Origin of the sequence: Rhodococcus sp. (in: high G+C Gram-positive bacteria) (assembly GCF_049591685.1) — a bacterium.
Taxonomy (GTDB): domain Bacteria; phylum Actinomycetota; class Actinomycetes; order Mycobacteriales; family Mycobacteriaceae; genus Rhodococcoides.
In genome coordinates this window covers 1-11737 of sequence record NZ_JBAWFH010000081.1, presented here as the reverse complement: position 1 = coordinate 11737, position 11737 = coordinate 1, and the positions used below count along the sequence as shown (strand labels likewise).

11 protein-coding genes are annotated in these 11737 nt (G+C 65.9%); 2 read left to right on the top strand and 9 right to left on the bottom strand.

Features of this window, described 5'->3' with window-relative positions:
- Nucleotides 1-376 (bottom strand): PH domain-containing protein (locus tag WBQ44_RS03820; RefSeq protein ID WP_495565411.1); only part of this gene is annotated, 376 nt, incomplete at its 3' end.
- A 102-nt stretch (nt 377-478) separates the two neighbouring features.
- Nucleotides 479-742 (bottom strand): cell division protein CrgA, encoded by a 264-nt coding sequence (crgA, locus tag WBQ44_RS03815; protein WP_495565410.1) that lies wholly within the window; start codon nt 740-742, stop codon nt 479-481.
- A gap of 276 nt (nt 743-1018) precedes the next feature.
- On the opposite strand from crgA, the gene WBQ44_RS03810 reads away from it, so the two are divergent.
- Nucleotides 1019-1774: a DUF881 domain-containing protein gene (locus tag WBQ44_RS03810; protein ID WP_495565409.1), complete on the top strand. Its 756-nt coding sequence runs from the start codon at nt 1019-1021 to the stop codon at nt 1772-1774.
- Nucleotides 1775-1800: 26 nt separating this feature from the next.
- Nucleotides 1801-2442: an aminodeoxychorismate/anthranilate synthase component II gene (locus WBQ44_RS03805; RefSeq protein ID WP_495565408.1), complete on the top strand. Its 642-nt coding sequence runs from the start codon at nt 1801-1803 to the stop codon at nt 2440-2442.
- A gap of 59 nt (nt 2443-2501) precedes the next feature.
- On the opposite strand, the gene pknB is transcribed toward WBQ44_RS03805, so the two are convergent.
- From pknB to WBQ44_RS03770, 7 genes are all read right to left on the bottom strand, one after another.
- Entirely contained in the window at nt 2502-4427 is a 1926-nt protein-coding gene (gene pknB / locus WBQ44_RS03800; RefSeq protein WP_495565407.1) for a Stk1 family PASTA domain-containing Ser/Thr kinase, read from the bottom strand.
- A complete protein-coding gene (locus tag WBQ44_RS03795) occupies nt 4424-5953 on the bottom strand; it encodes a serine/threonine-protein kinase (protein WP_495565406.1) in 1530 nt (509 codons plus the stop codon). The genes pknB and WBQ44_RS03795 overlap by 4 nt, the downstream gene beginning before the upstream one ends.
- A gap of 7 nt (nt 5954-5960) precedes the next feature.
- Nucleotides 5961-7448, bottom strand: coding sequence for a peptidoglycan D,D-transpeptidase FtsI family protein (locus tag WBQ44_RS03790; RefSeq protein WP_495565405.1), 1488 nt, complete (start codon nt 7446-7448; stop codon nt 5961-5963).
- Nucleotides 7445-8902: an FtsW/RodA/SpoVE family cell cycle protein gene (locus WBQ44_RS03785; protein ID WP_495565404.1), complete on the bottom strand. Its 1458-nt coding sequence runs from the start codon at nt 8900-8902 to the stop codon at nt 7445-7447. The genes WBQ44_RS03790 and WBQ44_RS03785 overlap by 4 nt, the downstream gene beginning before the upstream one ends.
- On the bottom strand, nt 8902-10335 hold the full coding sequence (locus WBQ44_RS03780; protein ID WP_495565403.1) for a PP2C family protein-serine/threonine phosphatase: 1434 nt from the start codon (nt 10333-10335) through the stop codon (nt 8902-8904). Before WBQ44_RS03780 ends, WBQ44_RS03785 begins: the two co-directional genes overlap by 1 nt.
- The gene (locus WBQ44_RS03775) at nt 10332-10796 is read right to left on the bottom strand and encodes an FHA domain-containing protein FhaB/FipA (RefSeq protein WP_495565402.1); all 465 of its coding nucleotides are present in this window, start codon (nt 10794-10796) and stop codon (nt 10332-10334) included. Before WBQ44_RS03775 ends, WBQ44_RS03780 begins: the two co-directional genes overlap by 4 nt.
- Before the next feature lie 196 nt (nt 10797-10992).
- Nucleotides 10993-11737, bottom strand: a 745-nt coding sequence (locus tag WBQ44_RS03770; protein WP_495565401.1) for an FHA domain-containing protein, incomplete at its 5' end; no start/stop codon positions are given.

Genomic DNA, 11737 nt, shown 5'->3' with positions numbered 1-11737 from the left:
TCCCGAGATCCCACCGACTGAAGATGATCAATCTGTCGTCGTGTTCTCCGGCCTGACGAACGTCGATCTCGAGCATGGGTACCCGGCGCCCCATTCGCGGATACCTCACCAATTTGACCCGGGTGATCTCCTCGCGGCGATAGGTTCGCACACCGGTCAACCGCTTCATCGACAGCGACGACCCGTTCATCCACAGCCGCGGTCGCTGATACGCGGCCAAACCGGCGATTATCCACAGGCCAACAGCCGCGGCGACGACGAGAAATCGTCCGGCAGAGTCTGTATTAGTCAGCAACGCAGCCGTGACCAGCGCGAACCCGCCGACGCCCATTGCGACAACCGCGGTTATGGGCGTCGCCCACGTAGTGTTATCCACAGGCTGTGGAGAGTCAGAAAAGTTATCCACAGGCTTTATCCACATTGGGGATGAATGACACGGGTGTAACTCGGAACTTCCGAGTGCCGACGGGCAGCGCGATCATCGCCACCGCATGGTCATGACCAACCCGACCACCATGAAGCCGAAGCCGATCAGAAAGTTCCACGCGCCGAGATCGTTCATCCAGGTGATGCTTTCGGCGGCGAGGTAGTACACGAGCAGCCACAGCAGCCCGACCAGCATGAATCCCAACATCACGGCGACGTAGACCGGGCTCGACGGCCCAGCCTGTGCGGCGCCCGGGGTACGTGTCCCCGGTGCGATCGCGTAGTCCTTCTTCTTCCTGACCTTCGACTTCGGCATTGACTCCCCTTCGTAGAACTGCTTCGTACGGCCGCACCCGCGTTGCGCGAGGCCCCTGTGGACAAACGCGGCAAACGGATGCGCATGTTGTGGACAAGCGCACCCCTGCCTGTGGACAGATTCTTCCTGCCCGCGTCGCGTGAGACCGTGAGCCGGCCCGACGACCGAGTAACGTTTCGTCCAGGGTGGCCGGAAACAACCGCGCATGCCCAGTACACGCTAGCGCAGCGGAAACGCTGGGGAGAGCACCGGAGAGACCAGAGCAACGGAGAGACGATGGCCTCGGAGGACCGACGCACCACAGTCGGGGGGACACGTCTGTGGCAATTGCTGGTGCTCATCGTCGCTCTCGTGGTCGGCATGTTGCTCGCGACGACGCGCCAGGTCTCTCACGGTGACGAGATTCGCCGCGGTGACACCACCAGGCTGTCGAGCCTCGTGCGATCCGCCCAGGACAGCGCAGGGCAGGCCGAAATCGTGCGCGATGACCTCGCGCGGCGTCTCGGCGAACTCCAGGCCGTCACCGGCTCGGTCGACGCCGACGTCGGCGAGGCGCTCGACCGGACCGACCCCCTGATGGCACCCGCGGGCCTCACCGCAGAATCCGGCCCGGGCGTCGTCGTCACCATGACCGATGCGCCCAGGGGCCGTGACGGGCGTTATGCGGCGGACGCGTCGCCCGATGACCTCGTCGTGCACCAGCAGGACGTACAGAGCGTCCTCAACGCACTGTGGGCCGGAGGTGCCGAAGCCGTCGCAATGCAGGATCAACGCATCGTCAGCCAGGTCGCGCCGCGCTGTATCGGCAACACCTTGCTGCTCGGCGGCCGCACTTACAGTCCGCCGTACATCGTGACGGCCATCGGAGACCCGGCTCGACTGTCCGCAGCGCTGGCGGACGAACCCGGGGTCACGCTCTTCGCTCAGTACGCGCTGCGGTACGGGCTCGGCTACGGCGTCGAGGCGTCTGACGACCTGACGGTTCCGGCATACGACGGCTCGGTCCGGATGCGGTACGCGCGCCCAGCGTGAGTGCGGTGCTGACCTATCCTTGGTCAATGCGCATTCTGGTCGTCGACAACTACGACAGCTTCGTCTTCAACCTCGTTCAATACCTGGGTCAGCTCGGAGTCGAAGTAACAGTGTGGCGCAACGACGACGAGCGGCTGGACGACAGAGACGCCGTCGCCGCCGAGTTCGACGGCATCCTGCTCAGTCCCGGACCCGGCACCCCGCAGCGGGCAGGCGCCACGATGGATCTCGTCACCTCCGCGGCCGCTGCCCGTACGCCGCTACTCGGTGTGTGCCTCGGCCACCAGGCCATCGGCGCTGCGTTCGGCGCCACCGTCGACCGCGCGCCCGAACTGCTGCACGGCAAGACCAGCTCGGTGCATCACGGCGGAATCGGCGTGCTCGACGGCTTGCCCGACCCGTTCACGGCGACGCGCTATCACTCCCTGACGGTCGTCGCGGACACCGTGCCCGAGGAGCTCGAGGTCACCGGACGCACCGACACGGGCTTGATCATGGCCATGCGGCACCGCGAACTGCCGATCCATGGAGTGCAGTTCCACCCGGAGTCGATTTCGACGCAGGGCGGCCACCGGATGCTGGCCAACTGGTTGACCGTCTGTGGCTGGAAAATGGACGACGCACTGGTCGACAAGCTCGAGGCGCAGGTCGCGAGTGTGATGCACTGACGCCCGTGCGCACTTCGGGTTGCTGGAACAACCTTTTGTGCACACGGGCGCGGAGCGCATCAACGCGGCGGAATGCCGAGGTTTCCCACGTCGACGCTCACACTCTGCGACTTCGTGATCTCGGACCCGGCGGGTTCGGCCTGGTTGACGATGCGGCCGACCTGCGTCGGGTCGAGGGTGCCCTGGGTGCTTGTCTGGAAGCTCGAGCTCGTACCGGTCCAGCCCGCCGACTCTAGGGCTGCGAGCGCTTGAGCAGGGGTCAGACCGACTAGGTCCGGCATGGGGATCTTGTCGCCGTTGGATACCCGCAGTGTGACGGTGTCACCTTCGACGGCGTTCGATCCACCGGACGGACTGGTCGAGACGACTTCACCGACGGGCTGACCTGAGTCGATGTTCTCCACCTGCACTCGGAACCCGGCGCCTTCGACATTGCCCTGCGCGACCTCGAGCTGCTGCCCGACGACGTTGGGTACGCGGACCTGAGCCGGCCCGGTGCCGAGCGTGATGCGTACGGGTGAGCCGACGGCGATGCCCACCCCGGACGACGGGTTCTGCTCGACGACCTTGTCGAGATTTTCCGGAGTGGACGGAACGCGCGCAATGTTGCTGTCGAGCAGCAGACCGACCGCGGACAGCGCTTGCGCGGCCTGCTGTTGGTTCCGGCCGGTCAGAGGCGGCACCTGAATTTGCTCGGGACCGCTGGACACTTCGAGGTTGACCGTGCTTTTCGAGTCGACCTCTGCGCCTGCACCCGGCCTCGTCGCGATGACGTTGCCCGAGGGAACCGTCGAATCCGGCTTCTCCTGAATGGCGACGCGCAGGTCGGCCTCCTGCAGCCGTGCCTCGGCGTCCGATGCAGTGAGGTTCGTGACGTCGGGGATCGCGACGCGCGCCGGCGTCGACCCTGCGCCGAGAGACCACAGGAAGGCACCGACGATACCGACCACGATCAGTGCGGCGATCGACGCCAGCGCGATCCGAAGACCTCGGCGCCGCGGACGGTCGTCGTCGTCGGCGTGCCTGCCAGAAGGCGCGGCGGGCGCGGAATCTGCCGAGGACCGGGGCAGCGGAGCGCGGGCGTCCATCGATCCGAGGATGGTGGTGCGATCCTCGTCGTTCATGACCGTCGGCGCGCCCGGCCGTTGCCCGCCGAGTACGCGAACCAGGTCGGTGCGCATCTCGGCGGCGGACTGGTAGCGATTGGCCGGGTTCTTGGCCATCGCCTTCAAGATGATGGAGTCGAGTTCGCGTGGCACGCCCGAATTGACGTGCGACGGCAGCTCCGGGTCTTCCCGAACATGTTGGTACGCAACGGCAACCGGCGAGTCGCCCTTGAACGGTGGCTCTCCGGTGAGGATCTCGAAGAGCACACAGCCGAGTGAGTACACGTCGGATCGCGCGTCCACCTGCTCGCCACGCGCCTGTTCGGGAGAGAGGTATTGCGCAGTGCCGATGACGGCGGCGGTTTGCGTCATGGGGCTCGAGCTGTCGGCGATCGCACGGGCGATACCGAAGTCCATGACTTTGACGGCGCCGGCGTTGTTGATCATCACGTTCGCCGGTTTGACGTCGCGGTGGACGATGCCGTTGCGGTGGCTGAAATCCAACGCCGCACACACGTCGGCGATGACCTCCATTGCCCGGCGAGGAGCCATCGGACCCTCGGCGCGGACGATGTCGCGGAGCGTGCTGCCCTCGACGTACTCCATGACAATGAAGGGAAGCGGACCGGCTTCGGTCTCCGCCTCGCCGGTGTCGTAGACGGCGACGATGGCCGGATGATTCAGCGCGGCGGCGTTCTGAGCCTCGCGACGGAATCGCAGATAGAAGGTGGGGTCGCGGGCAAGGTCTGCGCGGAGCACTTTGATGGCCACGTCACGGTCGAGTCGACTGTCGCGAGCGAGGTGCACCTCGGACATCCCGCCGAATCCGAGAATCTCGCCCAGCTCGTAGCGGGAGGAGAGGTTGCGGGGAGTCGTCATGGCTGTCCTTGTTGACCGTTGTTCGAAAGATCAGTGTTGGAAAGTTCAGTGTTGGAAAGTTCAGTGTTGGAAAGTTCAGGGCTCGGAGAGTCGGTACTTGCCTGGCCAGGAGCTTCGTCGCCGCCCCGGAACCGACGGGCGCCCTGTGGCTCCTCCTCGTCACCGCCGCCTCCGCCGAATCCCGGGATGGTCGGCAGGGTGAACCCGGGACGAGTGGTGGTTGCGCCCGTGGTGGTGGGTGCCGTCGTCGTGGGTTGGGTGGTTGTCGGCTGCGTGGTGGTGGTCGTCGGCTCTTCCGTCGTCGTCGTGGGCTGCGTGGTGGTGGTCGTTTCCTCGGTTGTCGTGGTGGTGGTGGTCGTGGTGGTCGCCGGCACCTGACGCTGCGTCGTCGTCGGCGGAGTGAACGGCGTGGGAGTCTCGTCCTCACGGTTCAACAGTAGGAATCCGGCGATCACCAACGCCAGGAGGAGAAGACCGACGCCTCCCCACGCAAGCGCCTTCTGCCCGGAGGACATACCGCTCGGGGCAGGGTCGACAGGTGCGGCCGTTCCGGTACGCGGGCCGGTGTACTCGTTTTGTGAGGTCGGCATCATCTGGGTGCTGCCGGTTGCCGCAATCGGAGCTGCCACGACGCCGGGCATCAAGACGCGCCCGGTGCCCGGGCCGCGCCCATTACCCGGAGCAGGTGGTCTGCGGCCGGCTCGGACGGCGGCGACCGCGTCGGCGAATTCACCACCGTTCGCATAGCGCGCCGCTGGATCCTTTGCCATCGTGATCTCGATGAGCTCGCGAACGCCGGGCGGAAGGTCGGCCGGGAGCGGCGCCGGCATCTCGCGGACGTGCTTCATCGCGACCGTCAGTGCGCCGTCGCCGACGAACGGGCGCGTACCCGACAGCGCTTCGTAACCGACGACGCCGAGTGAGTACACGTCGCTGGCGGAGGTCGCTTCGGAGCCCAGTGCCTGCTCGGGTGCGATGTACTGGGCCGTGCCCATGACCATGCCGGTCTTGGTGACGGGGGATGCATCGACGGCCTTGGCGATGCCGAAGTCGGTGATTTTGACCTGACCCGCAGGCGTGATGAGGATGTTGCCGGGTTTGACGTCGCGGTGAACGACACCCGCGGTGTGCGCGACCTGCAGTGATCGACCGGTCTGCTCGAGCATGTCCAGCGCGTGCCCCAACGGAAGCTTGCCGACGCGGCCGAGCACGGCGTTGAGCGGTTCTCCGTTGACGAGTTCCATGACCAGGTACGCGAGCGATTCACCTGCTTCGTCGCGCGTTTCGCCGTAGTCGTAGACACCGGCGATCCCGGGGTGGTTGAGCTGCGCAGTGGTGCGGGCCTCGAAGCGGAAACGCTCGAGAAACTCCGGATCCTCCGAGAACTCGGCCTTGAGGACTTTGACGGCGACCCTGCGATCGAGGCGATTGTCCATCGCCTCCCACACCTGGCCCATGCCGCCCGTGGCGATCAGCCGCAGCAGTCGGTAGCGCTGTGCAATGACAGCACCGTTTTTCAGTGGCACGGAAAAGTCACCTCCCCTGCAGTCCGGCAGCGATGACAGCTCGACCGACCGGCGCTGCCACCGAACCGCCCGTTGCGGCGAGGGCGCGGTCTCCGCCATCCTCGACGATGACGGCGATGGCAATCTTCGGGTCGTTGGCAGGTGCGAACGCGATGTACCAGGCGTGCGGCGGCGTGTTGCGTGGGTCGGTGCCGTGCTCGGCCGTGCCCGTCTTCGACGCGATCTGCACGCCCGGGATCTTGCCCTGACCGCCGGTATTGTTTTCCGACCCGATCATCAGGTCGGTGAGCGTCGCGGCCGTCTCGGGACTGATTGCTTCACCCGCGGACTGCGGCGCCGTCGAGGCGAGGTCGGATAGATCCGGGGCTTGCAGCTGATCGACCAGATGCGGTTCCATCCGCACGCCGCTGTTGGCGACGGTGGCAGCGATGACGGCGTCCTGCAGTGGCGTCAGTGCCACGTCGCGCTGGCCGATACTGCTCTGGCCGAGGGCGGCATCATCCGGGATGGGCCCGATCGTGCTGTCCGCGACGGGCAGCGAGAGCGACGTGGTTTCCTCGCCGATACCGAACGCGCTCGCGGCCTCACGCAGGGCGTCGCCGCCGGTGTCGATGCCGAGTTCGACGAACGCCGTGTTGCAGGAGCGCGCGAAGGCCTCGCGCAGCGAAGCGGTGGCTGCGCCGCCGCAGGTGCTGCCGTTGTAGTTCTCGAGCTGCGTCGAGGTGTCGGGCAGTGTGATCGTCGGTGCCGCGGTGAGCTGGGTGTCGGGCGTCGCACCGTTTTCGAGAGCCGCCGCGGTGACGAGCACCTTGAACGTCGATCCCGGTGGGTACGTGGCCGAGATGGCCCGGTTGAGCAGCGGCTTGGCAGGATCGGCGTTGAGGCTGTCCCAGGCCTCGCTGGTCTGTGCGCCGTCGTGGCTCGCCAGCAGGTTCGGGTCGTAGCTCGGCGAACTGGCCATGGCGAGGACGCGTCCCGTGGACGGTTCGAGGGCGACGACAGCTCCGGTGTAGCCCCGGGAAGTCAGCTGGTCGTAGGCAACCTGTTGCACGACCGGATCGATCGTCGTCACGACGTTCCCGCCGCGTGGATCGCGGCCGGAGACCAGATCGAACAGTCGACGCCCGAACAAGCGGTCGTCGGAGCCGTTGAGGACCTCGTCCTCGGAGCGCTCGAGGCCGGTGCTCGAGTACAGCATCGAGTAGAAGCCGGTGACCGGTGCGTTGGCAAGCGGGCTGTTGGGCGCAGCCTGGTTCGGGGGATAGGTGCGCAGGTACTTGTAGCGATCGTCCGTCGCGATCGACGCAGCCAACACCTGCCCGCCGGCGGAGATCTGGCCGCGCTGACGGGAGTACTCGTCGAGCAGCACGCGGGAGTTGCGCGGATCGGATCGCAGGTCGTCGGCCTTGATGACCTGCAGGTATGTGGCATTGGCGAGCAATGCGACCACCATCACCATGACGGCGATGGAGACGCGGCGAAGGGGAGTGTTCATGGGCGCTTCACCATTTCGGTCGGCGCTTCGGCGATCGGTGCAGCCGGGGTCGGCTTCTTCTTCGGAGTGGCGGGCTCGCGGGCGGCGTCGGAAATCTTGATCAGCAGCGCCAGAAGAAGATAGTTGGCCAGGAGAGAGGACCCGCCGTACGACAGGTACGGCGTGGTCAGGCCGGTCAGCGGAATGAGCTTGGTGACGCCGCCGACCACGACGAAGATCTGGATGGCAACCGTGAACGAGAGACCGGCTGCCAGCAATTTGCCGAAGCTGTCCCGGACCGCCAACGCGGTGCGGAGACCACGAATGATGTAGATCAGGTACAGGACGAGCACCGCGGTCAGTCCGATCAGACCGAGTTCTTCACCGACCGCGGCGATGATGAAGTCCGTCTTGGCGAACGGAACCTGCGACGGTCGTCCGCTACCGAGGCCCGTACCGGCGAGGCCGCCCGTCGCGAAGCTGAACATCGACTGGACGATCTGATATCCCGTGTCGTTGTAATCTTCGAACGGCCGCAACCAGGTGTCGACACGGATCTTGACGTGCCCGAACACGCGGTACGCGAACAGAAAGCCGAGGAGTAGGAGCCCGAAGCCGATGAGCAGCCAGCCGACGCGTTCGGTGGCGATGTAGATCATCACCAGCACGGTGCCGAAGATGAGGAGCGACGAACCCAGATCCTTCTCGAACACCAGCACGCCGACGGACACGACCCACACCAGCAGAATCGGCCCGAGGTCGCGTGCACGCGGAAAATCCATGCCGAGGAAGTGCTTACCGGCGGTGGTGAACAGCTCGCGCTTGGCCACCAGCAGCGAAGCAAAGAAGATCAGCAGCAGTATCTTGGCGAACTCGCCGGGTTGAATGCTGAAGCCGGGTAACCGAATCCAGATCTTGGCGCCGTTGACCTCGGAGAACGCCGAAGGCAGGATCGCCGGGATGGCGAGCAGCACCAGCCCGCACAAACCCACCGTGTAGCTGTAGCGAGCAAGCGTCCGGTAATCGCGCAGCAGCACCAGAAGTGCGATGAAACCCGCGATTGCGAGAGTCGTCCACAGCACCTGCTGCGTCGCGTCGGGCGACGGAATCTCCTGGCCCAGGTACTGCGCGGATTGCTGATCGGCCAGATCGAGTCGGTGGATGACCACGAGTCCGAGTCCGTTGAGCAGAGCCACGATCGGGAGCAGCAACGGGTCGGCATACGGAGCGAACCGGCGAACCGCGAGGTGCGCGACGGTGACCAGGCCGAGATACGCGAGACCGTACTTGGCCAGATCGAGAGTGACGGCCTGCTCCTGGCTGGCCTCGACCAACACCAGCGACAACGTGGTGATCAGTACGGCCACGCCGAGCAGCAGGAGCTCGACGTTGCGGCGGTTCGACAGAACGGGCGCAGGTGCAAATCCGCCCGGTGGGCTCGGAAACGATGCCCCCGCAGATGGATTGGAGCTCATCAGGTACCGGCCCTGCAGTTCTGACCGGGGATCGCAGTCACCGTCGGAGTTGGGGTGGCCGTCGGTGTCGCCTCGGGCGGTGCTGGAGGCGCAGGCGGTGCTGCCGGATCTGCGGGCGGGGCTGCCGGGGTGGGCGGCGCAGCGGGAGCTGTCGTGGTGGGCTCGGGTGTGGTCTCGCAGGGCGGCAACAGGTCTCCCGACGCGAGGCGCGTCATCTGACCGGTTGCGTCGTCGAGCGTGCCGGACGGAAGGCCTGCCCTTACCTGTTCGCGTGCTGCGGGAGCGAGATCGTCGACCTCGAAGACATCGCAGTCGGCGGGTGCGCCGGCGGCGGGCGCGAGGGTGAGCTCGCCGTTCTCGTCGAGGCATCCGATGGTGTCGACCGACTGCAGCGAGTATCCGAGGATCGAGCCGGGGACACCCTGCATCACGACGACGCGGTTGCTGTCCTCGCCCACGTAGTAGTTGTTGCGGATGGCCGTGTTGGCGACGAATGCGCCACCGACCAGCAGGGCTATGACCGCAAGCGCGACGAGCGTCCAGCGAAGCTTGTGAGACTTCTTCTCCGGTGCAACCACCGGCGTCGTGACACGTTTGGGTGTGGCTCGCGGAGGCCGCATCGCCGCGGCGCGTCCCGCTGCCGTGTTCGGCGGCGGCGCGTCCTCTTCGTCCTCGGTGCTCGCGGCCCCGCCGAGGATGGGCGAACTCTGGCCGTAGTCCAGGTCGATGACGTCGGCGACGACGACGGTGACGTTGTCCGGTCCGCCGCTCCGCAGGGCGAGTTCGATCAGCCGATCGGCGCAGGCGCCGCAATCGCCCTCGTTCATCGTGTTCTCGATGGTCTCGTCGCTGACGACGTCGGACAGTCCGTCGGAGCACAGCAGGTACCGATCGCCGGCCTTTGCTTCGCGGACCGTCAGGGTCGGTTCGATCTCGTTGCCGGTCAACGCCCTCATGATCAGGGAACGCTGCGGATGCGTGTGTGCCTGTTCGGCGGTGATGCGACCTTCGTCGACGAGCGACTGAACGAAAGTGTCGTCGCGGGTTATCTGCGTCAGCGTGGTGTCGCGCAGCATGTAGGCGCGCGAATCACCGATGTGGCAGAGGCCGATCTTCTTGCCGGCGAACAGGATTGCGGTGAGCGTGGTGCCCATGCCGTCCAGCTCGGGCTCCTCCTCCACTTGGTCGGCGATGGAGGCGTTGCCCTCGCGCGTCGCCGCTCCGAGTTTGCCCAGTAGGTCGTCGCCGGGTTCATCGTCGTCGAGATGCGCGAGCGCGGCAATCATCAACTGCGACGCCACTTCACCGGCTGCGTGGCCGCCCATGCCATCGGCGAGAGCGAGCAGGCGTGCCCCCGCATACACCGAATCCTCGTTGTTCGATCGGACCAGTCCGCGGTCGCTGCGGGCCGCATAGCGAAGAACAAGGGTCACGGGCGCAGCTCGATCACGGTCTTGCCGACCCGCACCGGCGTACCGAGCGGCACTCGGACGGCCGTGGTGACCTTGGCCCGATCCAGATACGTACCGTTGGTCGAACCGAGGTCTTCTACGTACCAGTCACCACCGCGGGGAGAGATGCGTGCATGCCTGGTGGACGCGTAATCGTCGGTGAGCACCAGCGTGGAGTCATCGGCGCGGCCGATGAGCACCGGCTGTGTGCCGAGCGAGATTCTGGTTCCGGCGAGACCGCCCTGTGTCACCACGAGATTCTTGGCAACCTTCTGTTTGTTGAACGAGGGGAGGACCTTCGATCCACCCGAATACCGCGCGGGCATCCGGATTCCGGATGCCGCGTAGATGTCGCTCCGGAGCGTCCGCAGAACGGCCCACACGAAGAACCACAGCAACAGCAGAAAACCTGCTCGGGTCAGTTGCAGAATCAATCCCTGCACAGCCGTCCACCTCCTTCGCAACCATCGCGGTCACCGCTCGTCTCGGTCGTTACTGTTCGGCCTTCCCCGCGGCACGCTTGTCGGCCCAGTGGGCCGACAACTTTTCCCCGGGTTCGTGCGGCCGTACCGACACGACTTCTCACGCAGCATCCTAGAGTGAATCTGCGCGTGTCGATCACCATACTGGTGACGGGCGTCAAACGATGCGGACGAGGATTTCGGAGTGGCCGGCCCGGACGACGTCGCCGTCCGCCAACTGCCAGTCCTGAACGGGCGAGCCGTTGACGGTCGTGCCGTTGGTCGAACCTAGATCGGACAGCATCGCGACCCTTCCGTCCCAACGAATCTCGACGTGGCGACGAGAGACGCCGGTGTCCGGGAGACGGAACTGTGCGTCCTGACCGCGGCCGATGATGTTCTGACCCTCGCGGAGCTGGAAGTAGCGACCGCTTCCGTCCTCCAACTGCAGGGTGGCAGTCAGTCCTTGGCTGTCGTTGTAGGCGGGCTCGTCGTAGCCGTACGCCGGCTGCTGGTAGCCGGCCGTCGGGAGTCCGGCGCTCTGCTGGTAGCCCTGCTGGGGCGGGTAGTCGTACGACGGCTGCTGGTAGCCGGAGGGCTCGGAGTACGCCTGGTGGTCGTAGCTCGGCTGGTTGTAGCCCTGCTGATCGTGATTGGGCTGGTCGTACTCGGTCTGGCCGTACGCCTGCTGACCTTGCGGGCCGTAGTTCGGCTGGCCGTATGCCTGCTGGCCGTAACCCTGCTGGCCGGCACCCTGACCGTAGTCCTGGCGACCGTAACCCTGCTGATTGTAGCCCTGCTGGCCGTAGCCCTCTTGTCCGTATGCCGGATCGGAGTAGGCCTGTCCGCCCTGGTCGTATCCCTGATCGGAGTACGCCTGCTGGTCGTGACTCTGCGCGCCGGCGTAAGGGGCATTGTCGGCC

Bases quoted from the DNA above. Each gene is read 5' to 3' on its own strand.
- WBQ44_RS03810 (WP_495565409.1), top strand. From the start codon at position 1,019: ATGGCCTCGGAGGACCGACGCACCACAGTCGGGGGGACACGTCTGTGG.
- crgA (WP_495565410.1), bottom strand. From the start codon at position 742: ATGCCGAAGTCGAAGGTCAGGAAGAAGAAGGACTACGCGATCGCACCG.
- WBQ44_RS03805 (WP_495565408.1), top strand. From the start codon at position 1,801: ATGCGCATTCTGGTCGTCGACAACTACGACAGCTTCGTCTTCAACCTC.
- pknB (WP_495565407.1), bottom strand. From the start codon at position 4,427: ATGACGACTCCCCGCAACCTCTCCTCCCGCTACGAGCTGGGCGAGATT.
- WBQ44_RS03790 (WP_495565405.1), bottom strand. From the start codon at position 7,448: ATGAACACTCCCCTTCGCCGCGTCTCCATCGCCGTCATGGTGATGGTG.
- WBQ44_RS03785 (WP_495565404.1), bottom strand. From the start codon at position 8,902: ATGAGCTCCAATCCATCTGCGGGGGCATCGTTTCCGAGCCCACCGGGC.